Origin of the sequence: Pseudomonas syringae CC1557, assembly GCF_000452705.1 — a bacterium.
Classification (GTDB): domain Bacteria; phylum Pseudomonadota; class Gammaproteobacteria; order Pseudomonadales; family Pseudomonadaceae; genus Aquipseudomonas; species Aquipseudomonas syringae_F.
The window spans coordinates 5,019,018-5,044,506 of sequence record NZ_CP007014.1 but is presented as its reverse complement, the minus strand read 5'-3'; the positions used below and the strand labels follow the sequence as shown (position 1 = coordinate 5,044,506).

The window sequence follows — 25,489 nt, the reverse complement described above, 5'->3', positions numbered from 1 at the left end:
CTTCAGCGGATGTACCGGCCCTTTCGCGAGCAAGCTTGCCCCCACCGTTCCAATCAATGAGTGCTCACTTGCCCTTCACCACCATCTGCGCTGGCGCTTCGCCCAGGGCCTGCCAGTTCGGGCGGTACATTGATTCCACCTGTGGTGGCGGTACGCGATAAGTGCCCGGTGTGACTGCGCGTGCCAGATAGAGCAGGTGCACGCTGCTGCTGCCGTCGATGTCCAGCGCGGCCACATAACGGTCACCGCGATATTCCTGATGCTTGATCCCGGCGTTCTCCATCGACTCACGAATGGTTTTCACCTCTTCGCTGGCATCCGCCAGGCTGGCCGAGCTTTGTGCGAGGTTCTGGTTTTCCAGCTCCAGGCCTGCGGGCAGCAAGTCCACCACCAAGGCATCCGGCACACGCTGCTTGGCACCGATCTCCAGATGCACCAGCACCAGTTGCCCGGTTTTCAGCGCGCCGACGTTCAAGGGCGCGCCGCTCAGGCTCAGGTATTCACGACGGATGCTCAGGTTTTCGCCACCGGCCGCAGGTGCCTGGGTTGGATAGCCGGAAACGGTCAGTTGCTGATACAGCGGCTCACTGCCCTGATTGCGAACCGAAAGCGGTGACCCCAGCAACGCGCCGTCGAGCTTGAGCCCCGGTTGCTGGTTGCTCAACTCACGGGTTTCGGTGCCGCTGGCGATGCTTGCGGTCCAGTCCTTCTCCGGCTTACTCAACAGGTTGCGACCCGCCAGGAACAGCGAGTTGCTTTCCTGAGTAGACAGGTAGCGACTGGCAGCCACTTCATCCGCCAAGGCAAACAGGCGCTCATCACGCTTGTCCTTGGCGAGGTCGTTTTCTTCCAGCAATGCCAGAATCAGCGCGTGGTCACGCAGCGAGCTGCCGTAGTCGGCCAGCCATTCGTTCTTGCGACCGACCGCCAGACCTGCGGTCAAGGCCAGATCGGCACGCGGCTTGTCGCCCATTTTCTCCAGCGCCACGGCCAGTTGTACCAGCGGCAGGCCCGAGCGCGCATCGCTGCGGCGGTCGAACAGGCTGCGCAAGGCTGCCAGCGGTGCCTGTTGACTGCGTGACAGCACCAGCCCGGCGTAAGCCTGCACGGCAAAGCGGGTATGTTCGGCGTTCTGGCTGTAATTGACCTGAATCTGACCCGCATCCTGCAAATATCGCAGCAGGCGCTCGTTGGCTTTCTTCAGCGCATCCGGCGGCACAGCGAAGCCCTGATCGCGGGCGCGCAGCAGGAAGTCGGTGACGTAGGCGGTCAGCCAGTATTCCTCGTCGCCGTCCGAGCCCCACAGGCCAAAGCTGCCGTTGTAGCGCTGCATACCCAGCAAGCGCTCGATACCGATTTCGACCTTGCGCTTGCGTTCGGCATCCGGCTCGCCAGTCAGGCCCAGGCGCTTGAGGGTTGCAGCGTCGGCATACAGCGATGGATACAGGCCGCTGGCGGTCTGCTCCAGGCAACCGTAAGGGTAGGCCTTCAGTGCACGAATTTGTTCGCCGAGGTTCAGCGGCGGACGGCTCGACAGCGACAGTAGTGCTTCACGACCGGCAGGCTCGAACGCTTCCAGCGCGCCTTCCGGCAGGCTCCAGGTCTGATCGTTGAGGGTGGCGCGGTAATGCTTGAGCATCGCCGGGTAGGCAGGGCGCACGCCAACCGTCCACTCGCGAGTGAAGGCAGGCAGGTTTTCGCCCGGCAGGTCCAGCCCTTCCACCTGCACCTTGATCTTGCCCTGGCCCAGACCGCCCTGCGCCAGCACCGGCACTTTCAGGGTCACGCGCTGGCCTTGCTTGAGCTGCAACGGCTTGCTCTGATCGCCGCCGGGAATGCTTAACTGGCCTTCAGCGCTGATTTTTACCTCCAGCTTCTGTGCCTTGCCCGACAGGTTCGACACGTCCAGCGCAATGCTGGTCTGGTCACCACCGGCGAGAAAACGCGGTGTCGACAGCTCGGCGATGATCGGCGCGGCCACGACGGTTTTCGCCTCGGCCATACCGTAGCGCTCGTCGGTCCAGGCCTGCGCCATGATGCGCAGTTCGCCGTTGAAGTCTGGAATGTCGACGCTGACTTCACCTTCGCCCGCGTCATTCAGCGTGACCGGGGCACTTTGCAGCGCGACGATGGTGACGCTGGTGTCCGGACGCTTGCCACCCTTGGCCAGCGCATCGCCACCGAACGCCATGCTCGCCAGACGGCCCTGGCCGGCTTCGATCAACTGGCCGTAGATATCCAGTTGGTCAGCACCGTATTGCTTGCGACCGAACAGGCTGGCAAACGGGTCGGGCGTGGCGTAACCAGTGATATTGAGGATGCCGACGTCCACCGCCGAAACCAGTACGTGGACGTGTTTGGGCACGCTGCCGTCAGCATTCTTCGCGGCAACTTTTAGGGTAAGCGGCTGTTTGGGGCGCATCTTCTCCGGCGCGGTCACGGTCAGCGCCAGTTTGCGTTGTGCGCGGTCCAGCGGCAGGTGCAGCACGCCCACGGCGCGCTTCGGCGTGACATTGGCCTTGCGCTCGCCGGGACGAATTACCAGCGCGGTGACATACAGATCGTGACGCGCCCATTGCTTGTCGAGCGGAATTTCATACGACTTGCCTTCGGCCGGCACGTCGATTTCCTTCCACCACAGTGGGCCTTCGCTGGACTCGACCAACAGGTAGCCCTTGCCGGCGGCGGGTGGCGTGACTGTGACCTTGGCCGTGTCGCCATCGTTGTAAGCAGGCTTGTCCAGCGCCAGTTTGACCTGATCGGGCCTGACCGCGCCGCCGTCGGTATTGTCCTGCCAGCGATAACCGGCCCAGAACCGCAGGCTGCTGATCATGCCGGTGGACGGATCTTCCACTTCGACGCGGTAGGGGCCCCATTCGACCGGGAAGCTGATTTTGGCCGTGGAGTCCTTGGTGATCGTGAGGGTTTCCTCGTTCAGGTTGAGGAATTTCTCGTTGAAGTGGTAGCTCCAGCCATCATCGGCCGAGTAGTTCCAGTAGTAGTCGCGGCGCTCACGGATCAAACGGACTTTGATGTTATCGGCGGCCAGTTTGTTGCCTGCGGCATCGGCCATGACGATTTCGAATTCGGCCGGGCCATCGCCATTGGTTTGCGCTTCGCCCTTGCCGGCTTCGTCGTCGTAGTCTTCGCCGCCCGTGCTGCTGCCAAACAGCGCCCGCACGCCGGGCAGTTGCTCGGCAGGCCAGATGGGCTGCACCAGACGGCGAGTGATCGGACGACCACCGGACTCTTGCAGGCTGGCTTGCAGAATCAGTTGCAACGGCGATTTGGCCTCTGCCCATTCGGTCTTCACCGAGAGCGTTGAATGGCCTTCGGCATCGAGAGTGACGGGCTCAAGCTCCAGATCGTGCTTGAGGTCTTGCTCGGTGATCGAGCCAAACTGGTAGCCCGGTAATTTGGGCACCGCTTCGCGCAGCGGACGCACGTAAACCTGACCGGTCAGGCTGTTGCCCGACGCAGGCGCGCCGTACAGGTAGCGGCCGGTGATATCGAACTGCGGGTCGTCAGCCGGTGCCACAGGCGTGTCGCTGCCCTTGAGTTCGAGGGCCAGACGCTCGGGCAGAAAGTCTTCGACCTTGAACTCGTAAAGTTGCGGTTTGCCGTCGCCCAGGTCGAACACCAGTTGCCAGCGCCCGGTCGGGGCTTCTTCGGCAAGTTGCAAGGGGTATTGGTAGAAGCCGTTGCTGTCGGCTTCCCAGACAAATTTGCGGCTGACCTGATCGTCAGGACGGCGCACTTCGACGGTGATCGGTTGCGGCTTGACGTTCTTGCCGTCGCTGTCCCGCAGCAGGCCATTGAGCAGCACGGTTTCGCCGGGGCGATACAGGTCACGCGGGCCGAAAATGAAGAATTGCAGCGGGTGCGCCTGCGGGCCGGATATGTCGAATTCGGCCAGGTCCAGCGCCGAGCTGTTCAGGCGCAGCATGCTGGTTTGTTCATCCTTGTGCGCCAGGACTACCGCAGCCTTGGCCGGCAGCGGCAATTGCGCATGGCCATCGCTGTCGGTCTTGCCTTGGGCGACCACTTTGCCGTTGTCGTCATAGACATCGACGCTCACGTCGCCGAGGGCCTTGCCGCCTTCCAGCGCCTGAGTGAATACGTCCAGGCGATTGCTGTAACGGTGGACCGACAGGCCTATATCGCTGAGGGTGAACAGGGTGGCCGGTTGCGAGTAGCTGTAAGTGCCGGATGCGCGCATCACGGCCAGGTAAACGCCCGGTTGCTGCAGCGCCTTGATACCGGCAATCGGCAGCAGCACGGTTTCACGCGTATTGCGCGCGGGCTTGAGGTCGAAACGGCCGCCGTAGACCAGATCCGCCATGGGCAGCAGCTCTTCGGAGCTGTAGCTGGACAGGCTCGACGCGCCGTCCCATTGGGCAAGGAAGTTGGGCATCGAATCGGGTTTGACCCGGAAGAACTCGACATCCACTTTGTCGACATTCAGGGCGATGATCGGCAGGCCTTCGGCCAGACGTGTCGGCAACAGGCTGCCGCGGCTGGCGAAGCCGACAGTGGCTTGCAGGTCGCGGGTTTCCAGACGGCTGATGTATTCGGCGGCGAGTGTAGCCTTGTTGACCGCCAGCAGGCCGGCGTCGACGGTCAGTACCAGCTTGCGCTGCGGCTCCAGATGGCGCAAACGCAGCTCCATGAGGTTGTCGGACAGCTCCCAGGCGCCGTCGACCTTGCCGTTCTTGCTGTCTACCAGATGCAGTTTCTCAGCGAACTTCTGCTCAGGGTCCAGCGGGACCGAGAAACTCACCGACAGCGTACTGGCGCCCTCGACCTGGATTTCCGAGACATCGATGACCGTCAGCTCGCGCCCGGCATAGCGCTTGCCCAGCGCGGCGAGGTCGACTGCGGGTTTGGGCCTGGTATCGGTAACCGCTGCCTGAGTGGCGGGGGCCGCGCTCGACGCGGGTTTGTCTGGCGTCGAGGAATCGCAGGCACTCAGCAGCGCAAGCGCGCACGCCAGAAACAATCCTTTGTTTAACATGTGGGCACTCATCGGCAACGGTAGAGAGGAGGCGACTATATAACACTCGAGGTGACAAGTATTACTCTCGGATAGAGCAGTGTCCGCCCTGACACCTTTGGCGCGCAGAGCAGCTGCACGATAGTTAAGCTACATAGCCCTTGCACTCTGGCTACAATGCTCGCCTTGTCGGGAGTTCTCATGTCCACGTTGTTCAACGATTGGCGTCATCGCTCAACCCATCGTCGCGTCTGGGCGCTGGCGGCGCCGATGATTCTGTCGAACATTTCCGTGCCGCTGGTGGCGCTGGTCGACAGTGCGGTGATCGGCCATTTGCCGCATGCGCATCAGTTAGGCGCTGTGGCGGTGGGGTCGACGCTGTTTACCTTTCTGGCCTGGGCCATGGGCTTTCTGCGCATGGGCACCACCGGTTTTGCCGCGCAGGCGGCGGGGCGTAGCGACAGTGCCGAGTTGCGACGGATTTTGTTGCAGGGGCTGTTGCTGGCTGTTGGCCTGGCCTTATTGTTGGGTGTGATCGCCTTGCCGTTCAGCCATCTGGCGCTGGCGATGATGCAGCCGTCTGCCGATCTGCAACAGATGACTCTGGATTTCTTCCATACCCGGCTGTTCGGCCTGCCCGCAGCACTGGCCACTTATGCGCTGGTCGGCTGGTTTCTCGGCACGCAGAACGCCCGTGCGCCGCTGGCGATTCTGTTGGTCACCAATGTGGTCAACATTGTGCTCAACCTATGGTTCGTCATGGGGCTGGACTGGGGTGTGGTTGGCTCGGCCCGCGCTTCGGTACTGGCGGAGTGGACCGGCGTCGTGCTCGGTCTGCTGCTGGCGCGCAAGACCCTGCGCGCCTGGCCCGGTCAGATTGTCTGGTCGGCGCTGAAGCTGTGGAGCAACTGGCGACCGTTGCTGGCGGTCAATCGCGATATCTTTCTGCGCACGCTGGCGCTGCAATCGGTCATGTTTCTGATTACCGTGCAAGGCGCTCGTCTCGGTGACGCAACGGTTGCGGCCAACGCATTGCTGCTCAACGGCCTGCTGTTGACCGCCCACGCACTGGACGGCCTGGCGCATGCGGTCGAAGCGTTGTGCGGTCACGCCATCGGCGCTCGCGACCGCAACACGTTGCGCCGCTCACTGGTGGTGGCAGGCGGTTGGTCACTGATTGCCAGCGTAGGCTTTGCATTGTTGTTTCTGGCGGGCGGGCATTGGTTTGTCAGCCTGCAGACCGATATCCCGGCAGTGCGTGAGACAGCGATCATCTACTTGCCGTACCTGGCACTGATGCCGTTGCTGGCCGTCTGGAGCTATTTGCTCGACGGGCTGTTCATCGGCGCCACGCGGGCCCGCGAGATGCGCAACGCGATGCTGATCAGCGCGGCAGGCATTGCGCCGCTTGCCTGGCTGGCCTCCAGCCACGGCAATCATGCCCTATGGCTGACCTTTCTCGCGTTTACCCTGCTGCGCGGTCTGAGTCTGGGCACGATTGCCTGGCGTCTGACGCGCAGCGATGGCTGGTTCAATCACTGAGCCGTTGATTTCGCTGGCGGCTGCTTTTGCGGCGTGTTGTTGACGAACATCTCCACCTCGTCCGTAACCGGTGCCAGGCGACTCAACAGTTTGGCAAATGCGCCCACCAGGGTGCCGTGGTTGGTGCGCGAGAAGTACAGGTCGCGAACCGGCACGTCCGCCGCTCGCAGCTTCTGCGCCAAGCCGCCGGTGTTGCGTTTGGGGTTGACCAGCGTGTCGTTATTCGACGCCATCAACAACGCAGGCGGTGCGTTTGAACTGACGTGATTGATCGGCTGCGAATCGGGCGGTGAGTCGGGGAAGAAGAACACCGGTTTCACCTCCGGGTTCTCGATGGGCAGGAAGTCGTAAGGCCCGGCCAGCCCGATCCAGCCACTGAGGATGGAGGGCGATAATCCTTCTACGGCCAGCCAGCGCGGGTCAAGCGCCAGCATCGCCGCGTTGTAGGCCCCTGCACTGTGGCCCATCACGTACAGGCGTCCGGGGTCGCCGCCGTAGGTTTTGATGTGTTTATAAGTCCAGGCCAGCGCCTGTGCCGAGTCTTCGAGAAAACTCGGGTAGCGCACCTGTGGATAAAGCCGGTAGTCGGCAATGACGGTCACGATACCGCGTGCCGCCAGCGCCTGGCCGACGAATGCATAATCAGTCCTGGAGCCGGTGTTCCAGCTTCCGCCATAGAAAAACACCACCACCGGCGCATTGGCCGGTTTCGATTTCGGCGTGTAGATGTCCAGCCTGTTGCGCGGGTCCGACCCATAGCTCAACCCGGATACCTGATCGACAGGGCCGTTGGGGTTCAGGGTATTGAGCAGCGTCAATGGTGAACAGCCAGCCAAGGCTGCCAGTAACGCTGTGCTCAGCAGTGTCAGGAAAATCACTCGGATCATGGTGGGGGCTCTGACAAATAGTTCGGATATACCTGAGACCACCGCGATACGCCCCGGTTGCCCCAATTTACCGCTACGTCAGCCGGAAGCATTCGGATCACCCGGCTGGTCATTTGCCTTGCCGGTAAAGCTGATACGCGGGCCGCTCAGTTCAACGGCGTCGTGGTCAAAGCGCAGCGTGCTTTGCCCGGTTTTCACGGTCAGTTCGCTGCCTTTGCCGATCTCTACGTGGGTGCCGTCCTGCAATTGCAGACGCCTTTGCTCGCCCGAAATCGTCTGCCAGTCGAGGCGCATGTGCACGTTGTCGCTCGGTGAGGGCGCGTCGCCGTGGTGGGGTGGTTCAAGGCTGGCCAGGTGTTCCCCGCTCGATGCCTGCAGGCCGCCGGTGATCAGCGGCGGCTGTGAATCATCTTCGGCAAAGCTCACCAGCACCGGCATGCCGCCCAGGCATGCGAAGTCCAGCCCCGGCGCAATGTTCAGCCAGCAGTTGGCACGGGCATGTATGTCCCATTCGAACCGTACCTGCACCCGTTCTGACGCATCGCGTCTGACGTGCTCGCCGTAAGGACCCATCAGCCAGGCCCGTTGCAGTTGTGCAATCGGCGGCCTTGGCGGTCGTGCAGGCGGTGCCGAGCCGTCATTCCCGAAGACCAACTGATGGTGGCGTCTCGAATGGACGAAGTGATAATGGATATTTTCTTCTGCACACAGACGATGCACCAGTTGCAGGTCGGACTCGTGATACTGCACGCAGCATTCGCGCTCGCGGCACTCGGTATTCAGGTCAAAGCGATAGCCGTTTTTCAGGCCGTGTTCGTCCAGCACCTGGGCGATGATGCGCGTTGCAGTCATGTGCTGGAAGATGCGTGAGGTGTAACGCAGGCCCAGGCAGCTCAACCGCGGCCCCATGGTCAGCGTGTAATACGCCGGGCCGGGTTGGTAATGGCTGCGTGTCGCGCTGTGGATCTGCCCGTGAAAACCCTGTTCGGCGTCTGAACTCAGGTAGGCCGGTTTGTACATCAGGCTGACCAGGTCCATATCGAAGCCGTCACCGAGAATTTCGATGTCGAACACAAACGGCTGGCTGATGGCCTCCTTTACACTGAACGATATGACGTCGAAGCGGCGATACAGGCGGGCGATTTCCAGACGAAACAACGGCGCGTTGGCTGGGTCGGGCATAAAGATGTCTCTACCGGGAATGCGGTCACGGATTCTGGCGGAGAAGGCGGGTAGCGCAGTGCGCGGAGAGGCAGAAAAGGACGTTTCCTACAGAGGGAAGAGGCGGGGGACTACATTGGTTGGGTTGATGTCGTTATGCACAAGCCTGGACTGACGCCTACTGCCAGCGCATTGGGATAATAGTTACTAAATTCTCGCTTCACGCGCTCCAGCGTGGAGCGCATTTCGGACGCAGAGCTTCCAGAACTGCATGCCAACGCGGAGCATCGGCACGAGAGTCAGGATTACCGTCAGGAAGACAAGTACGAGGAGCGCGTCAGGCCCAGACGCAGGGCGTCGAGGAAGTAGGTGCGCTCGCGGGGAGTGATCTTGGCGCTGGCGACCTTGTCCCGGTAATGGGTCATCAGTTCTTCCGGCGACAAGTGCACGTAGCGCAGCATGTCTTCGATGGTGTCGTGGGTCTCGATACCCGCGTGGTACACGCTGCCGTCCGGGTTCTGGTAGATGTTCACCGAGTCGGTATCACCGAACAGGTTGTGCATGTCACCCAGGATTTCCTGATAGGCGCCCACCAGGAAGATCCCCAGCAGATAGTCTTCGCCTTCGTTCAGCGAGTGCACCGGCATGCTGGTCTCGATGCTTTGCTCGTCGACATATTGCTTGATCTTGCCGTCGGAGTCGCAGGTCAGGTCTTGCAGCACGGCGCGGCGCACCGGTTCTTCGTCCAGACGGTGCAGCGGCAGAATCGGCAGCACCTGGCCGATGGCCCAGGTGTCCGGCAGGCTCTGGAACACCGAGAAGTTGCAGATGTACTTGTCGGCCAGCTTGTCGTTGAGCTCGTCGAGCACCTGGCGGTGCGAGCGTTGCCGTGCCTTCAGCGAGTTGTACAGGCGGCGGCAGACGGCGAAATAGCATTGTTCGCCCAGTGCCTTCTCCGCCAGGCTGATCTTGCCGTCGGCGTACTGGGTGGCGATGTCACTCATGTAGTGCGTGGCGCGCCAGTAGGTTTCGGTGACCATCTCGATGTCGGTCGGGCCCAGCAGGTCGACCAGCCATTGCACGGTTTCCGGCAGGCTTTCCTTGTCGGCGATTTCCGGGACTTCGTCGTTGTGCTTCTCGACGTCGGTCACCTGAACCACCAGCATGGCGTGGTGAGCGGTCAGCGAGCGGCCGCTTTCCGAGAAAATGTGCGGATGTGGCAGGCTCTGCGCGTCGCAGAACTCCTTGAGCATGCCGACCACGACACCGGCGTAATCGTCCATGTCGTAGTTGATCGAACTGGCGTTGCGCGAGTGCGTGCCGTCGTAATCGACGCCGAGACCGCCACCGACGTCGATGTAATCCACCGGCAGGCCGAGTTTGCGCAGTTCGCCGTAATAGCGGATCGCTTCCTTGAACCCGTGTTGGTAGTCGGCCAGGTTGGCGATCTGCGAGCCCATGTGGAAGTGCAGCAGGCGGATGCCCTGATCCAGCCCGGCCTTGCGGAAACGCTCGACCACCGACAGCAATTGCGCGGCGGACAAGCCAAACTTGGACTTCTCGCCACCGGTGTCAGCCCATTTGCTCGAGGCCAGAGACGACAGACGCACGCGCAGGCCGACCTGGGGAGCCACTTTCAGCTCGGCGGCTTCTTCGATGACCAGTTCGACTTCGGATTCTTTCTCGATGACGATGAATACGTTGTGGCCCAGCTTTTGGCCCATCAGCGCCAAGCGGATGAATTCGCGGTCCTTGTAGCCGTTGCAGACGATGGTGCCGCCTTTGGGCGCCAATGCCAGCACGGCCATCAGCTCAGGCTTGGAGCCTGCTTCCAGACCGATGGACACGTTCTGCGTGGCGATGATGTTTTCCACCACCGCTTCCTGCTGGTTGACTTTGATCGGGTACAGCGCGGTGTACTGGCTCTGATACTCCAGACGCGCGATGTTGCTGTCGAATGCACCGGTCAACTGACGCACGCGGTCTTGCAGGATGTCGGGGAAGCGCACCAGCAACGGCAGCGACAGACCGCTCTTGCGCAGATTGTCGACCTGCTCGTAGAGGTCGATCGGCGAGCTGTCCGGGCCATTGGGCCGAACTTCAACGCGACCTGCTTCGTTGATTGCAAAATAACCCGCGCCCCAATGGCGAATCCCGTAAACGCTGCGGCTGTCCGCAACTGTCCATTGGCTGCCATCGTCTTTGCGTGTGCGTCGTACGGACATCGAAGTCCCCTATAAAGAAGTCGTTACGCCAGCCTGAAACGGGCTGTGCGCAGTGTAATGAGTGGAAGTGACGATTTGATTGGTGGCCTCAGCCGCCGGACTTTTTGGCCTTGAAGCCTTTTTTGACCAGCTCTGCCAGCAGCAATTCGACGTGGTCGCCCTGAATCTCGATCACGCCGTCCTTGAGCGATCCGCCTGTGCCGCAGCGTTGCTTGAGGGCTTTGGCCAGCTCCTTCAAAGGCTCTTCGGCCAGTGGCACGCCGCTGATGGTGGTGACGGTCTTGCCGCCCCGACCTTTGCTTTCGCGGCGCACGCGCGCTACGCCGTCGCCTTCCGGAATGGCAGTCTGCTTGCAGGTGCAGTCGGCGACAGGTTGGCGACAGTCGGGGCAATGACGCCCTGCGTCGGTTGAAAACACCAAGCCACCGAGGGCGGCAAGAGAAGCGGCTTTTTTAGCCACGCAAAATCCTCTTGTTGAGGACTGAAGACGGGTCGGGCTCATACCAGCCATCGACCGCGAAGCCCCACTCTGGCAGGGGCAGCGCTGCTGCAACGGCAGGGCCGATACAGTTTGAAAAAGGTCGCGCAGTGTAACGGCAAACAGGCCGATTGCTAAGGGGCTGGAGGCGCCAATTTACTGAACACTTGCTTTACCTGCCCCGTGTTTTACCGAAAATTTGCAGCCTGCTCCAGATAGCGTTTCAGCGCAGCCAGCGAGTCCGGGCAGTAAGGGTTCTGTTCAGCCTCACGTAGCACCTCGTCGACAGGCATGAAACGCGCCTCCAGCACTTCCTCAGGTTGAAGCGTCAGCGGACCGTCCCACACCGCCGAAAACACCGCGCACCACAGGCGATTGCCCGTCTGATCGAAGAAAAACTGCTCATGGGCCTGCAACGGTACGCCGCTCACCCCCAGCTCTTCTTCCAGCTCGCGAGCGGCGGACTCGGCGTAGCTCTCATCCGCCTGCACCATGCCGCCTGCCGCCACATCCCAGTAACCGGGATAAATGGCCTTGCTCAGCGTGCGCCGATGCACGCACAGCTCGCCTGCGCTATTGAACAGCAGAATGTAGGTGCCACGCCCGATCAGGCCTTGTTCGCGCAGCTCTGCGCGAACCATGGAGCCGAGCAATTGATCCTGCTCGTCGACCCAGGCGATCTGCTCGGCGTCCGAGGCGGCGCGGTGTGCGGCCTCGTTCGAGGGGATGGACATATCAGCCCTGGTTCAGCAGCTGGCGAAGGTCGATCACCGCAGCGTTGGCCCTGGAAATGTAGTTAGCCATGACCAGCGAGTGGTTGGCGAACACACCGAACGGGCTGCCGTTAAGGATGATCGGGCTCCACATGGGCTCTTGCGAGGCTTCCAGCTCACGAATGATCTGGCGCACGCTGACCGTCGCGTTCTTCTTGGCCAGTACGTCGGCGAAGTCCACTTCGATGGCGCGCAGCAAGTGCGACAGTGCCCAGGCCTGACCGCGTGCTTCGTAGAACACGTTGTCGATATGCAGCCACGGCGTTTCGACGATTTCCTCATCGACCTGCGGCACTTCGCCCGGTTTGACTGAAAGGTTGCTCTCGGTTTTCAGCGTGCTGTTCAGTTTGACCCGGCCCACGCTGGCTGACAGACGTTGCGACAGCGAACCCAGACGGGTGCCGACGTCGCCCAGCCAGTTGTTCAGGTTGTCGGCACGCGCATAAAACAGCGCGCCTTTCTGGTTCGGATCAGACAACCGCGCCTGATAGCGGCTCAGGGCCTTGATGCCTTCGGCGTACTGGGACTCGCTGGAAGGGAACAGCCAGGTGTCGTCTTTCACGTTGAACAGCGGCTCGGCACGTGCCAGATCACCATCTTCAGCGGACTGTGACTGCGAGCGGGCGAAGTCTTTGCGCAACGCACGGCTCAGGTCTCGAACCTGCACCAGCACGCCATATTCCCAGCTTGGAATGTTGTCCAGCCAAACACCTGGTGGCAGTTTGTCGTTCAGCAGGTAGCCCCCCGGCTTGTTCAGCAGGGTGCCCGCCACGGTCTTCAGGGTTTCGACGGTGGTGTAGCCGATGACCATCTGCTTGCCTTCACGCTCGGCGGCAGCTTGCGCGTTCTGTTGCACCGGAAACAACGCAGGTTCTTTGCTCCAGTACCAGCCGACCAGCAAGGCGACCAACAGATAAATCAAGATCAAGGCGCCCAGCGCGCGGCTATAGAACAAATTACCCAGGTAACCTCGGCGTTTGGCCGATGAGGTATCAGCTTTGCGCTCACCCGAGCTGCCTGCGCGGTTCTTCCAATCCAGCATGGTAGGGTCCTTTCAATCTTGAGTTGAATGCTTCATGAGTGGTTCGACCGCAACCTTGCGGGGCAGTTTCAAGCAGTAAGCCGCAAGCCTGACGCGAACCGCTGTAGTTTGCCGCTTGAAGCTCATAGCTTCTATCTATGAGTCGATTGATTTTGAGTGATGGCTAAGCGCCATTCAAATGTTGTCAAATAAGTGACTTACGGCGCGCTGCCGTCGTATCGGAGGTGCTAGCATAGCGCCATCAGCCATACCGCTCAGAAAAACCATAGTAGTCTGAATATGACAGAGCCCGAAGATCCCAGTCGCGATCGCTTGAAGCATCATTTTGCCCAACGGGTCATTCATCAGGCTCGTCAGATTCTTGAGACATGGCAACGCTTGCAAAAAGCCGAATGGTCGCTCGCTGACATGGCCGAACTCAATGAGTCGAACCTGCGCCTGTTGCGTTTTGCCGAGCGTTTCGAACAGGTTGAGCATGTCACCCTGGCGCACGATATCAGTCAGGCGCTGAAAGCCGTCGAAGCCAACCGTGGTCGCCTCAATAGCGGCGCCATTACCGAGCTCAATCGTCTGATGCAGCGCTTGTCGCGTACCGGGCTCAGACACGGCGACAGGCTTGAACAGACCGCACTGCCGCCGCTACGCAAGCCGGTGTATGTGGTGCTTCAGGATGACGAACGCGCCGAGCGGCTGGCCAAGCAATTGGAGTTTTTCGGTCTGGCTGCGCTGTCGTTGCACCGTGTGTCTGACTTCCAGGCAGCGATGGCGCAGCGACATCCGGCGGCGATTGTCATGGATGTCGATTTTGGCGGTCCGGGCCAGGGCTTGAAGCTGGCATCGATTGCTCAGGAAGGGCTTGAACAGAAGCTGCCCTTGCTGTTTTTCAGCCACCACGAAACCGATACACCTACCCGGCTGGCTGCGGTACGGGCGGGCGGTGAAGAATTTTTGACCGGTGCGCTGGAAGCGTCGAGCCTGCTGGAGAAGATCGAAGTCCTGACCTGTGTAGCGCAATACGAGCCTTACAAGGTGCTGATTATCGATGACTCCCGTGCCCAGGCGCTGCACACCGAACGCGTGCTGAATGCTGCCGGTATCGTGACGCGGGTCTTGATCGACCCGATTCAGGCGATGGCCGAGCTGGCCGAGTTTCAGCCTGATCTGATCATCCTCGACATGTACATGCCGGGCTGTACCGGGACGGAACTGGCCAAGGTCATTCGGCACAATGATCGTTATGTCAGCGTGCCGATCATTTACCTGTCGGCCGAAGACGATCAGGACAAGCAGCTCGACGCCATGAGCGAAGGCGGCGACGACTTCCTGACCAAACCGATCAAGTCGCGCCACCTGATCACCACGGTTCGCAATCGCGCCGCCAGGGCGCGCAGCCTGAAGGCGCGTATGGTCCGCGACAGCCTGACCGGGCTCTACAATCACACGCACATCCTGCAGTTGCTGGAAGATTGCAGCTTTCGTGCGCGACGTGAAGACAAGCCACTGTGCTTTGCCATGCTCGATATCGATCACTTCAAACGGGTCAATGACAGCCACGGGCATCCGATGGGCGACCGGGTGATCAAAAGCCTGGCACTGTTCCTCAAGCAGCGTTTGCGCAAGACCGATTTCATTGGCCGTTACGGTGGCGAGGAATTCGCGGTGGTCATGCCGGACACCGATATCCACAGTGCGCATAAAGTGCTCGACGAAATTCGTCACCGTTTCGCAGAAATTCATTATCCCGCGCAGCCTGTCGACCTGTTCTGTACGTTCAGTGCCGGTGTGGTCTGTCTCGGCGCCCATGACGACAGCCTGAGCCTGGCATCCCAGGCTGACATCGCGTTGTATCGCGCCAAGCATGCCGGTCGCAATCAGGTGCATTCCTCGCTGTCGGATGCGCCTTACCATGTGGTGAAGGCTTCGCCGGTAGCGTAAACCTGCTTCACTCCTGATTTTCAATGGCGCGTTGCCGTTCTGCGGGTTTGCCGGGTGAAAACGCCAGTGCCAGTTGCGTGCGATTGTGCATGTGAGTCAGACGCAGCACCTGCGACACGTAGAGTTTTACGGTGTTTTCGGTAATCCCCAATTCGCAGGCGATCTGGTAGTTGGTCAGCCCGGTACTCACCAGGCGGGCCACATCCACCTGGCGAGGCGAGAGCTTGGCCAGCGCCATGGGCATCGGCGCATTGTCTGGCGCAGCATTGCGCGTCCGGCGCTCGGTGGGCGGTGCCGTTCGGCTGTTGTCCAGATTCTGGTAGAGGTCGTCGATGGACGCCGCCAGGTGTTGAAGCTTTTCGTTCAGAAGGCCCAACTGCTGCCGGTTCTTCTGCCGCTCGTTCAGCGCTTCCAACTGGAGCCGCACACCCTCCAACAGTTCCTCCAGATTGACCGGTTTCTGGTAATAATCGGCAATGCCTGCGCGCAAGGCTTTGATCACGTCCTTTTTCTCGGCACGGCCGGTCAGCATGATGGCCTCGAAGAGGTGCATCTTGCCGCCGATCTGCTTCATGGCTTCGACCATCTCGATGCCGTTCAGGCCGGGCATTTCCAGGTCGCACAGGACAATGCCAATGCTGCTGTCATGGCTGAACTGTTCGATGGCTTCCAGACTTGAGTGGCAGCGCACACATTGAAAGTCGTTGCTCTCCAGAAACTCGCAGAGTTCTTCAACGACAAGAGGCTGATCATCAACTACTAGAACTTTTGTAATTCGGGATATGTTCACATGCTACTCCATGCTGTTATGCCTCAATAATAGATCGAGGACTTAATCCATTCAGCAAAACATGATTGAGCTGTGTTTGAGCGTGAGGCGTTTCGGAAGGACTGTTTAAACGTAGCTGTACTTTCTGACTATGTACATAGCATTAACCGGGCAGTCGACTAGTGGAGCAAGGTGGCGGCCATCAACAGTCCGATAAACAAAAACGGTGAGAAGGGCAATTTATCTGACGCTTTCGGGTTCATGTACGGATAGCGTTGCGTAAGCCCTTGGTGAATAAGGCTCCAGGTTGCACGCCCGATGACCAGCCACACCAAGAGGGCGACGCCCGCGCCAATAAAAGTACCCAGCAGATACGTGCTGTCCGATGCAAGTGCCAGGGCCGCCAACAGCTTGACGTCTCCAGCGCCCAGCCTGCCAAGCGCATAGCCAGGCAGCGTCAAACCCAGCGCAATCAACAGCGCCAGAGCGGCCTCTGTGGGAGCGGCGTCCAGCCAGGTTCGGCCGGTAACAATCAGATAGCCCGCTGCCAGGGCAATTGCGCCAATTGTCAGCAGGTTGGAGATTTCTTTCTTTCGCGCGTCCTGCTCGGCACAGACTGCGCACCACAAGAGTAGGCAACATAATTTCATCAATCAAAACACACCTTGTTTACTTTACCGGAAAGAATCTATGCTGTTTTGAAGTCGCAAGTGTCAGGGTAGACGTCGGCATGAAAACAGTCTTGCATCATTCCTCTCCGGGTAAACAACGGGGCGCCGCTGCTATTGAATTCGCGGCAGTGTTCGTCATCTTTTTTGCTGTGTTCTACGGCATGGTGAGTTATAGCCTGCCGTTGCTGATGATGCAGTCTTTCAATGCGGCTGCCAGTGAAGCCGTGCGCCGAAGTGTCGCGCTCAGTCCGGCCGTTGCCAATTACGACAGCCTGTTGCGCAGCCAGGCGCAGAGCGTGGTCATGACGCAGTTGGCATGGATGCCGGCTGCGTTGGGTTTCAGTTCTGCCTACACCAACGTGACCTACACCGCTGGCGTGTTGACGGTGACTATCCAATATCCCAAAACCCGCTTGACCCAGGTCTTGCCGCTGTTGACGCTCCCGGGCATTGGTGAAGTCCCGCGCTTGCCGAATAACCTCACTGCACAAGCGAGTCTGCAACTTGTCCCTTGATAAAAACCGCCTGAGCCGTTGGCTGGGCCGTGGTGGTACGTCGCCCGGGCCGCAGAGTGTGCCGCAGAATGTGACACCAGGCAGCGAGCCTGATCCGATTGGCGCTGAACTCTACCTGCTGCTGGACGACGAGGGGCGGGTACAAAGCCTCAGTGCGAATTTGCTAGCGCGGCTGGGTATCGCCGCGCCGGTGGCTGCGACGCAACGCCTGATGAACCTGCTTTTGCCCAACAGTGCGCTGGTCATCGAAGGGGTGCCGCACGACTGGCTGGGGCACATGCTCGACCTGGATTTCAAAAGTGCTGACGCGCACACGCTGCACGCCCGTGGCTGGGTACAGGCGCACGGCAGGAGCTGGCTGCTGCAATTGCTGGACATCAGCGACTTGATGGAAGAGGCGAGTGCTGCGCGCAGCCGTCAGCAGTGCCTGCGTTTTGCCGGACAGATGGCGGAGCGGGTACGGGTTTGCAACGTCGAGCGGCTCACCGCAGTGGTGACCGAGCAACTGGAGGAGCTGGCGCAGCTCTGGCGTATCCCCTGCGTCGCGCTGGTGCTGCCGGAAATCAGCGGCGTCGGCTGGCGTGTCTACTGTCAATACAGCGCCCACACCGCGCCCGAGCTGTGGCAGGTCGGGCAGCGCCTGGGCAGCGCACTGGACCTGTTCGATGCCAACAGTGCGCATCAATTGAAGTTCGGCAGCGACGGCAGCGACGGCAGCGACGGCGGACACGCCGGGCTGCAAAGCGCCTTCGGCAACGCCAACGGTTTTCTGATCCCTCACAGTCGGGACAACGTGGCCAGGGCCTGGTTGATGTTCGGCTTTTATGACCCGCAGCAGCAGGCGCCGGATCTGGGTGAACGCGAATGGCTGAACCTGTGTTCGGCGCTGGCCGGGCCGGTACTGTTTCGCCTGTCGGAGCAGCATAATCGTCATCACGTCGAGCGTCTGGCGGTGCTGCAGGATCTGCTGGGTACTGGCTGGTGGGAGTTGCTGCCGGCCAGTGACGAGATCCTGCTCGCCCCGCAGCTGGCGCGCAATTTGCGCGTAGGCGCCCGGGTCGAGAGCCTGTCGCGTCCGGACTGGCTGGCGCTGATTCATCCGGCAGATCGGCAGGAGTTGTCCAGCCGCCTGGCCAGTCTGCGCGACAAAGGCACGCCAATGTTGCTGTGCGTGCGCCTGGCGCAGAGCGATCCGGCTCAAGAAACCCTGTGGTTTCGTATTCAGGGGCAGGCGTTGGTCAGTGGTCAGGTGCAGCGGGTGCTGGGCTTCATGCTCGACGTCAGCGATATCAAGAATCAGGAAACCGAAGCGGCCGCCGCGCACGCCAGGCTGGATAACCTGATTGCCAGTTCGCCCGCAGTGATCTATGTGCAGCGTTACGATCAGGGCAACCTGGAGCCGACTTTCTTCAGTGACAGCCTCGCCCCGTTGCTCGGCTGGACGCTTGCGGATTGCGTAGACGGTCAATTGGCTGAATACATTCACCCCGAAGACCGTGACATCTGGTTTGAGCGCACTCGACAGCTGCTGCGCGAAGGCTTCGTCAGTCGGCGCTATCGGCTTCGCGATCGGCAGGGCGACTATCACTGGCTGCTGGACGAAGCACGCTTGCTGCGCGATGACCTCGGTATCCCGGTGGAAGCAGTCGGCCTGTGGCTTGATGTTACCGAGGCGACCCTGGCGGCGGAGCAGGTGCGCAAGAGCGAAGAGCGTTACCGGATTCTGGTTGAGGACTCGCCAGCGATGATCTGTCGCTACACGCCCGACCTGGTGCTCAGTTTCGGCAACCGGCCGTTGGCCAACTACATGGAATGCACCCCGGAGCAACTGACCGGGATCAATCTGGGCGATTGGCTCTCCGATGAGCAGCGCGAGGCGTTCATAAAGCGCATTGGGCTGTTGACCCCTGAGTCGCCGTTGAGCACCGAAGAGATCTGTATTGAACTGCCCGGTCGTGAATACGCTTGGTGGGTGTGGGCAGACCGGGGGGTGTTCGACGAGCAGGGCAAGCTGGTCGAGGTTCAGGCGGTAGGGCGTGATAACACCGATGTGCGCCGCTCCCGGATGCAACTGAACCAGAGCGCCAAAATGGCGACCCTCGGCGAAATGGCCACCGGTTTGGCCCACGAGATCAATCAGCCGCTCAATGTCATGCGCATGGCGGTGGTCAACGTGCTCAAGCGTCTGGGGCGCGGCGACGTGGATATCGAATACCTCACCGAAAAGCTCAATCGCATCGACGCTCAGGTGCAACGTGCTGCTCGGGTGGTGGACCACATGCGGGTGTTCGGTCGCCGCTCCGAGGTCGAGGAGCAACTGTTCGATCCGGTTCAAGCGGTCGAAGGCACGATCTCGATGCTGACTGAAGGCATGAAAGGCAAAGGCGTTCAACTGCGTGTCGGGAGCATGCTTGAGGGCGTGCAGGTGCGTGGACACGTCGATCAACTGGAACAGGTGCTGATCAATTTGATGGTCAATGCCCGGGATGCGTTGTTGTCGCGTCGGGAAAAGGACCGGGGGTTCGAGCCGTGGATCAGTATCGAGGCCGGGCGGGATGAAAACATCATCCGCCTGGTGGTGCAGGACAACGGCGGTGGTATTGATCCGCGCCTGCTGGAGCGTATTTTCGAGCCGTTTTTCACCACCAAACCGGTGGGCGTCGGCACCGGGCTGGGGTTGTCGGTCAGCTACGGCATTGTCGATCAGATGGGCGGTCAGCTCACCGTGAGCAACGTGGACGAAGGAGCGCGATTCAGCATTGAGTTGCCGATATTCAATACCGTCTAGATCACCAGCGTCGCCTGGCCCAGGTTGCAGCTCAGGTTGGCGCCGACGTCGGTGGCGCCCAGGTTAAGGCCCAGGGACTCGAAAAGCGGGTCAACGACCGATGTCAGCAAGTGGGTCAGCGTGTCTTCGACGATGGCATCCAGCGCGACGGTGAGGCTGCTCAGCGTTGCAGCCGCCCCGGTGATGACGTTGCCGAGCACGTTACTGGTCGCAGGTTTGTAGGCATTCACCTTCACGCTTGAAACCGTGCCGTTGAGCAAGGTGCTCGGCTTGGTGTTCGCAACACGTGTCAGGAAATACGGCGATTTGCTGATTTCCGGCAGACTGGGCGAACCGAAGGTGGTGCTGACAACCGACGAGCTGCCCAGTGCTGACTGGCTGACCGTGTCGAATGTGAGGCCAATGCCGCCACCGCCGAAGGGTGTGCGGGTGGTGCAATTGCCCAGCAGGCCAGCGATTTTCTGACAGGTTTTGGTGCCGATATCAATCACTGGAAGGGGCAGGGCGGTGATTGCCGCCGGATCAGTGCTGGCCGGAAAAGCGTTGCTGTCAGATATCTGACCGACCTTGGCACTTAGCAAGGCTGCGTCGGTTTTGACGCTCAGGGTTTTGCTGGTGTTACTGGTGCAGGTGAAACCGGTGACATAACTGTCGGCACTGGCCAGCGACAGGCTCAGGTCGATTCTGGGGCCAGATGTACCAGAGGTCAGAAACTGAAAGTCGGTCACCATACAGCTGGTCAACCCCAGCGCACAGGTGGCCGAAGTTCCCAGCCCTGCAATGTTCAGCCCCAGCGCACTGTTAAGAATCGGCGTCAGGCTGCCGACCACCGAGCCTGCGGTGTTGACCAGCGACGTAATCGTGCCCAGCACCGGCAGGTTGATCGAGACCAGCGCGCGCATTTGCGCGGTGCGCACGTAAATCCGGTTGGCACCGGTCTTGGGGTTGGCCCGGTCGATCTTGCTCGGGTCGCCGATGGCTGACAGCTGCGGCGGCTCGATCACCTGAATACGCGTGGTGACCTGCGCCAGATTGCCGACATTGATCTGCGCGGCGGTTGAAATGCCGGTTTTGTTGTTGGCCAGTTGCGCGATGCCCTGGACCAGGTCCATCAGTCGCAGATTGGTGCTCAATGCTGTGATGTCCGGAGCGCCTTGTATCGACAGTAAATCGCCCAGTGTCACCTTGGTCGCGCCTGAAACCAGTTTCAAGGCCTGCAAGCCCGCAATGGTTGAGGTGCCGCCCAGCGTCGCGCCGGGGTCCAGCGTATTGATCGCGCTTTGAATCAACTGGCTGACCGACACCGAGGTGTTGAGCACACTGCTGTAGCCCACGGCCGTCAGATTGAGGTCGGTCTTGAGCCGGTTCAGGTAGTTGAGCAGGCTGAGATCGGTGCTGGCGAGGCCTTGCCAGTTGGCAACGCTGAGGTTCAGCGTGCTGCCGAGCAGGCTGCCGATGACCGGGTTGAGGATCGCCGCTCTGGTGCTGTCTATGGTGACCGTCGCGCTACGGATGGTCAGGGCCGCCAGTGGCGAGGCGCTCGCAGCAACGGCCGTGGCGCTGAGCGCAACGTTCACGGGCGTCGCCGATCCGCCGAACAAGGCTCCGATACCCGCTGCGATACTGCGTGGTACGGGGTGTGTGGCGACCACCTCAATGGCCAGCGCCTGCGTAGGATCGACGCTGAACGTTCGCTGGCTCAGAGCATTCAACACCAGCGTGCCGCAACGGGTTGCCAGTATGCGACCGTCGCTGCCGGGGGTAAATCCATTGCGTATGGCACTCTGTTTGGCAAAGTCGGCGGCGCTGGATGTGCCGCTGCACGTGCCTCGACGTCCAGCGGCTTCCAGCGCGGCAATGTCCGCGACTCTCTGCAGCGAACGTTTCTCCAGATAAAGCCTGCCGCTGTCGACCACTACCAGCGCGCACAGCAACGCCAGCCCCAGCGTCAGCGCGGCCATCAGACCGATTGCGCCGCGTTGCCGACGCCGCGAGGCGGCATAACGAATCAGGCGAGACATCAACACTCCTTCGGCAACGCCGTCGCTCACTCTCCTGTTTCGGGAGTGTAGACAACGCCTCGAAGGCGCGCTGGCAAGCTGTCAACTTCCCTGTTTACGGTCAGTACTGATAGCGCAATACCGCGTGGGACAAGGCGCGCACGGCAAATATGCCGAGCAGCGCAGTCATCGCCGGAACGACCAGCCACCAGACCCTGACCGACATCGCAGGCAGCGATTCCTTGCGCTGGAAGAACGCCAGACTGGCGGCGCAGACGCAGAACGCCAAGAGCATGCCGGCCAGGATATCCGTCGGCCAGTGAACGCCCAGGTACACACGCGACAGGGCAATCGACAGCGCCGGAATGCCGCAGACCAGCATCCAGGTCAGGCGCAAGCGCACCGGTTGGCCACGTCCCGCCAGCACCGCAAGGGTCATGAACAGCGCGAAAGCCGCAGAGCTGTGTCCGCTGGGCATGCTGTAGGAGGTGATCGGATCAAGGAGCACTTCCGGGCGCGCACGGGCGAAAAGTGTTTTCAGTGTGCCGTTCGCGATGGCGGTGCCCAGGGTCACGGTCAGTGCAAAGGCTGCATGACGCCATTGTCTGGCCACCGCCAGCACGATGATCAGCAGCGACGCCGCCAGCAACTGAGCCTTGAAGTCACCGATGCTGGTGACGAACAGCACAATGTTCTGCGCGGCTTCACTGCGGTGTTCCTGGACCAGTGTCATCAAACCGTTGTCGAAATCGGACAGATGCGGCCAGCCGATGAACAGGCCGGCTACAAGAATCAGGCTGAGCGCGGAAATCACCTTGGTGGCATAGCGCTTCTGGCGAATGCTGCTCTGGATGCTCATTCCAAACAGAATCGCCAGCCCGCCACCGACAACCGCAGCCTCGGGCCAGAAACCTTCCGGCAGCGGCAGGCGAATGGCGGCACCGGCTGCCCAGCCAGGCATCAGGTAGGCAATCGACCAGCCCGCGGCCGCCAGCACACTGACTGCTATAAAGCGTGGCAGCGGCATGTCGCACATACCGGCGATCATCGGCAGCATGGGCCGCAGCGGGCCGATGAAGCGGCCGACCAGCAGGCTGGCAATCCCATAGCGATGAAAATAGGTTTCGGCCCCGGCCATCCACTCCGGGTGCGTGCGCAGGCCCGGCAACTGACGGATGCTCTGGTGGAAACGACGACCGATGAAATACGACACGGCATCGCCGAGCAGCCCGCCCAGAAAGCCCAGGAGCAGGACTTCGCTCAACGGCAGGATGCCGCTGCCCGCCAGGGCGGCAATGGCAAACATGATCACGGTGCCCGGCACGACGATCCCGACAATCGCGACACACTCGGTAAAAGCGACTAAGAAGATCGCGACAGCCACCCAGGAGGGGTTTTCCGTCAACCAGCCGGTCATGCCATTGAGCAGATCGCCCATGGGTCAGTTTCCTTGATCGAGAAGTAAATAGTCGCGGCCTTCGACCTGACCGCGTCTGAGAGGGTTCCGTGTGCAGAAACGGGCGTAACCGGCGTCCACGAAGCGATACAGCAGATGCTCATCGCGTCCGCTGGGGATGCCCAGTCGGGTGGTCTGGATAATGCGTTCAGGTGTCTGGCCAACGTCCTCGACCAGCAGGCGTTGTGGATCGAAACGCTTGGCGTCCCAGGCGGGCACTTTCAGGCCGAGTGCCTTGCAGAGCAGGGTCTGGCCAGCGCAGAGCCTCTGCGCTGTGCGGACTGCGCCGCTGGCGTCGGGGTTGTTCAACTGCATCTGCGCCAAGGCGTTTTCGTCGCTGGTGGTGTCGGTCCACGGAAATGCCGACTTGATCAGCACGGCATTGCCAGGGCCTTCGGCGCTGAAATTCAGCGAGTCGCCGCCGCGCGCGTAGTACATATAAATGTGGCCGCCTTCGAGGAACAGCGCCTTGCGTTTTTCGGTGTAGCCGAGCGAGGCGTGGCTGCCTTTCTCTGCGCAGTAATACGCTTCGGTTTCGATGATCCGCGCCGCCAGCCAAAGATCACCGACCTTGTGGCGGATGACCTTGCCCAGCAGGTCGCGCGCCAGTAGCTGGGCATCGCGCTGGAAAAAACTGTCGGGGAGAGCAACGGGCGCAGCAGTGGGCATAATCGGACAGGCAGTTTGAGAAGATGCCCGATCATAGCAAGCGCAACTTTAATTGCAGCTGAATGTGTCGCTATTGCCGACTTTGTTGTTTCTGAAAATGACCGAATCATGACAGGCCATGTGGCCTTGGCTTGACGTGGCCAGCCGAGCTCCGCGTTGTACTGGCGCTCGCTGGGTGACGCAGGCGGGCAACGATGAGCGCCGATACGGGCAAAAATCTGCGCACTGTTATTGACCATCCGCCTGTCTGCGCTGTCGTTCGTGCCCCACGACAGCTATAATCGGCCGCTTTCCTCTTTGCCAAGACCTCTGAGACCATGACCGAGTCCGTTCTTGACTACATGACCCGCCTGGGTCGCGCCGCCCGCGAAGCCTCGCGCGTGATCGGTCGTGCCAGCACCGCGCAGAAGAACCGCGCCCTGCACGCTACCGCCGCCGCGCTCGACGCCGCGCGTGACGAGCTGTCTGCCGCCAATGCGCTGGACCTGGCCAACGGTCAGTCGAGCGGGCTGGAGCCGGCCATGCTGGAACGTCTGGCCCTGACCCCCGCACGTATCGACAGCATGATTGTCGGGTTGCGTCAGGTTGCCAGCCTCGCAGACCCGGTCGGTGCGATCCGCGACATGAGCTATCGGCCATCGGGTATTCAGGTCGGCAAGATGCGCGTGCCACTGGGTGTTGTTGGAATCATCTACGAGTCGCGTCCGAATGTGACCATCGATGCTGCCAGTCTGTGCCTGAAGTCCGGTAACGCGACCATCCTGCGCGGCGGCTCCGAAGCGATTCATTCCAACCGTGCCATTGCAGCCTGTATCGAGCGCGGTCTGGCCGAGGCCGGTTTGCCTGCTGCCGTGGTGCAAGTGGTGGAAACCACCGACCGTGCGGCCGTCGGTGCGCTGATCACCATGCCCGAGTACGTGGACGTCATCGTCCCGCGCGGCGGCAAGGGCCTGATCGAGCGCGTCAGCCGTGACGCCCGCGTGCCGGTCATCAAGCATCTGGACGGTATCTGCCACGTGTATGTCAGCGCGCACGCCGACCTGCCCAAGGCGCAGAAGATTGCATTTAACGCCAAGACCTATCGCTACGGTATTTGTGGCGCGATGGAAACCCTGCTGGTCGATCAGACCGTGGCAGCCGATTTCCTGCCGCAGATGGCGGCGCAGTTTCGCGAGAAGGGTGTCGAGTTGCGCGGCTGCGAACGTACCCGCGAACTGATCGATGTCGTTGCTGCCACCGAAGAGGACTGGCACACCGAGTACCTGGCGGCGATCCTGTCCATTCGGGTCGTCAGCGGGCTGGACGAGGCCATCGAACACATCAATCACTATGGCTCGCATCACAGTGACGCCATCGTTTCCGAGCATCAGGGCCAGATTCGCCGCTTCATGGCCGAAGTCGACTCCAGTTCGGTCATGGTCAACGCGCCGACGAGCTTTGCGGACGGCTTCGAATACGGATTGGGTGCCGAGATCGGCATTTCTACTGATAAGCTGCACGCCCGTGGCCCGGTCGGGCTGGAAGGGTTGACCTGCGAGAAGTACATCGTGATCGGCGACGGTCAATTGCGCGGGCAAGCCTGACT

Annotated in this window: 17 protein-coding genes; 5 read left to right on the top strand and 12 right to left on the bottom strand. The window is 60.8% G+C overall.

All coding sequences use genetic code 11. The annotated features are described in order from the left end of the window. Window positions 1–64 precede the first annotated feature (64 nt). Entirely contained in the window at window positions 65–5,014 is a 4,950-nt protein-coding gene (locus tag N018_RS22245) for an alpha-2-macroglobulin family protein (protein WP_025390770.1), read from the bottom strand. Between the two features lie 180 nt (window positions 5,015–5,194). Between N018_RS22245 and N018_RS22240 the strand changes: the two genes are divergently transcribed. After that, window positions 5,195–6,535, top strand: a complete 1,341-nt coding sequence (locus N018_RS22240; protein WP_025390769.1) for an MATE family efflux transporter — start codon at window positions 5,195–5,197, stop codon at window positions 6,533–6,535. Here the strand turns inward: N018_RS22240 and N018_RS22235 are convergent. The 6 genes from N018_RS22235 to N018_RS22210 all read right to left on the bottom strand — a co-directional run bounded on the left by N018_RS22235 (window position 6,529) and on the right by N018_RS22210 (window position 13,101). Next, window positions 6,529–7,422: an alpha/beta hydrolase gene (locus N018_RS22235; RefSeq protein WP_025390768.1), complete on the bottom strand. Its 894-nt coding sequence runs from the start codon at window positions 7,420–7,422 to the stop codon at window positions 6,529–6,531. The genes N018_RS22240 and N018_RS22235 overlap by 7 nt on opposite strands. Before the next feature lie 78 nt (window positions 7,423–7,500). Beyond that, on the bottom strand, window positions 7,501–8,604 hold the full coding sequence (locus N018_RS22230; protein WP_025390767.1) for a contractile injection system protein, VgrG/Pvc8 family: 1,104 nt from the start codon (window positions 8,602–8,604) through the stop codon (window positions 7,501–7,503). Between the two features lie 290 nt (window positions 8,605–8,894). After that, a complete protein-coding gene (gene speA, locus N018_RS22225; RefSeq protein ID WP_024647046.1) occupies window positions 8,895–10,808 on the bottom strand; it encodes an arginine decarboxylase in 1,914 nt (637 codons plus the stop codon). An 88-nt stretch (window positions 10,809–10,896) separates the two neighbouring features. After that, window positions 10,897–11,268 carry a translation initiation factor Sui1 gene (locus tag N018_RS22220; protein WP_024647045.1) on the bottom strand — a complete coding sequence of 124 codons (372 nt, stop codon included), beginning with the start codon at window positions 11,266–11,268 and terminating at the stop codon, window positions 10,897–10,899. 206 nt (window positions 11,269–11,474) lie between these two features. Next, on the bottom strand, window positions 11,475–12,020 hold the full coding sequence (locus N018_RS22215) for an NUDIX hydrolase (RefSeq protein ID WP_025390766.1): 546 nt from the start codon (window positions 12,018–12,020) through the stop codon (window positions 11,475–11,477). Between the two features lies 1 nt (window position 12,021). After that, window positions 12,022–13,101, bottom strand: coding sequence for a DUF2333 family protein (locus N018_RS22210; RefSeq protein ID WP_024647043.1), 1,080 nt, complete (start codon window positions 13,099–13,101; stop codon window positions 12,022–12,024). 279 nt (window positions 13,102–13,380) lie between these two features. Here N018_RS22210 and N018_RS22205 point away from each other — a divergent pair, with 279 nt between their 5' ends. Then, window positions 13,381–15,036, top strand: a complete 1,656-nt coding sequence (locus N018_RS22205; protein ID WP_025390765.1) for a response regulator — start codon at window positions 13,381–13,383, stop codon at window positions 15,034–15,036. Window positions 15,037–15,043: 7 nt separating this feature from the next. Here the strand turns inward: N018_RS22205 and N018_RS22200 are convergent, their stop codons facing one another. After that, on the bottom strand, window positions 15,044–15,826 hold the full coding sequence (locus N018_RS22200) for a response regulator transcription factor (RefSeq protein ID WP_025390764.1): 783 nt from the start codon (window positions 15,824–15,826) through the stop codon (window positions 15,044–15,046). Between the two features lie 158 nt (window positions 15,827–15,984). Next, entirely contained in the window at window positions 15,985–16,455 is a 471-nt protein-coding gene (locus N018_RS22195) for a prepilin peptidase (RefSeq protein ID WP_025390763.1), read from the bottom strand. Window positions 16,456–16,535: 80 nt separating this feature from the next. Here N018_RS22195 and N018_RS22190 point away from each other — a divergent pair, with 80 nt between their 5' ends. Then, a complete protein-coding gene (locus N018_RS22190; protein WP_024647039.1) occupies window positions 16,536–16,991 on the top strand; it encodes a TadE/TadG family type IV pilus assembly protein in 456 nt (151 codons plus the stop codon). Continuing rightward, a complete protein-coding gene (locus tag N018_RS22185; protein ID WP_025390762.1) occupies window positions 16,981–19,779 on the top strand; it encodes a PAS domain-containing sensor histidine kinase in 2,799 nt (932 codons plus the stop codon). The genes N018_RS22190 and N018_RS22185 overlap by 11 nt, the downstream gene beginning before the upstream one ends. Here the strand turns inward: N018_RS22185 and N018_RS22180 are convergent. The 3 genes from N018_RS22180 to N018_RS22170 all read right to left on the bottom strand — a co-directional run bounded on the left by N018_RS22180 (window position 19,776) and on the right by N018_RS22170 (window position 23,904). After that, window positions 19,776–21,800, bottom strand: coding sequence for a pilus assembly protein TadG-related protein (locus tag N018_RS22180; RefSeq protein WP_025390761.1), 2,025 nt, complete (start codon window positions 21,798–21,800; stop codon window positions 19,776–19,778). The two genes, N018_RS22185 and N018_RS22180, sit on opposite strands and share 4 nt — an antisense overlap. Before the next feature lie 100 nt (window positions 21,801–21,900). Then, window positions 21,901–23,217, bottom strand: coding sequence for a bifunctional DedA family/phosphatase PAP2 family protein (locus tag N018_RS22175; RefSeq protein ID WP_025390760.1), 1,317 nt, complete (start codon window positions 23,215–23,217; stop codon window positions 21,901–21,903). Window positions 23,218–23,220: 3 nt separating this feature from the next. Continuing rightward, window positions 23,221–23,904 carry a DNA-3-methyladenine glycosylase gene (locus N018_RS22170; protein ID WP_025390759.1) on the bottom strand — a complete coding sequence of 228 codons (684 nt, stop codon included), beginning with the start codon at window positions 23,902–23,904 and terminating at the stop codon, window positions 23,221–23,223. A gap of 317 nt (window positions 23,905–24,221) precedes the next feature. Between N018_RS22170 and N018_RS22165 the strand changes: the two genes are divergently transcribed. Beyond that, on the top strand, window positions 24,222–25,487 hold the full coding sequence (locus tag N018_RS22165) for a glutamate-5-semialdehyde dehydrogenase (RefSeq protein ID WP_025390758.1): 1,266 nt from the start codon (window positions 24,222–24,224) through the stop codon (window positions 25,485–25,487). The last annotated feature ends 2 nt before the right edge of the window (window positions 25,488–25,489 follow it).

Coding starts and splice junctions, on each gene's coding strand:
- N018_RS22245 (WP_025390770.1), bottom strand. CDS start 5,014: ATGTTAAACAAAGGATTGTTTCTGGCGTGCGCGCTTGCGCTGCTGAGT.
- N018_RS22240 (WP_025390769.1), top strand. CDS start 5,195: ATGTCCACGTTGTTCAACGATTGGCGTCATCGCTCAACCCATCGTCGC.
- N018_RS22235 (WP_025390768.1), bottom strand. CDS start 7,422: ATGATCCGAGTGATTTTCCTGACACTGCTGAGCACAGCGTTACTGGCA.
- N018_RS22230 (WP_025390767.1), bottom strand. CDS start 8,604: ATGCCCGACCCAGCCAACGCGCCGTTGTTTCGTCTGGAAATCGCCCGC.
- speA (WP_024647046.1), bottom strand. CDS start 10,808: ATGTCCGTACGACGCACACGCAAAGACGATGGCAGCCAATGGACAGTT.
- N018_RS22215 (WP_025390766.1), bottom strand. CDS start 12,020: ATGTCCATCCCCTCGAACGAGGCCGCACACCGCGCCGCCTCGGACGCC.
- N018_RS22210 (WP_024647043.1), bottom strand. CDS start 13,101: ATGCTGGATTGGAAGAACCGCGCAGGCAGCTCGGGTGAGCGCAAAGCT.
- N018_RS22205 (WP_025390765.1), top strand. CDS start 13,381: ATGACAGAGCCCGAAGATCCCAGTCGCGATCGCTTGAAGCATCATTTT.
- N018_RS22195 (WP_025390763.1), bottom strand. CDS start 16,455: ATGAAATTATGTTGCCTACTCTTGTGGTGCGCAGTCTGTGCCGAGCAG.
- N018_RS22190 (WP_024647039.1), top strand. CDS start 16,536: ATGAAAACAGTCTTGCATCATTCCTCTCCGGGTAAACAACGGGGCGCC.
- N018_RS22180 (WP_025390761.1), bottom strand. CDS start 21,800: ATGTCTCGCCTGATTCGTTATGCCGCCTCGCGGCGTCGGCAACGCGGC.
- N018_RS22175 (WP_025390760.1), bottom strand. CDS start 23,217: ATGGGCGATCTGCTCAATGGCATGACCGGCTGGTTGACGGAAAACCCC.
- N018_RS22170 (WP_025390759.1), bottom strand. CDS start 23,904: ATGCCCACTGCTGCGCCCGTTGCTCTCCCCGACAGTTTTTTCCAGCGC.
- N018_RS22165 (WP_025390758.1), top strand. CDS start 24,222: ATGACCGAGTCCGTTCTTGACTACATGACCCGCCTGGGTCGCGCCGCC.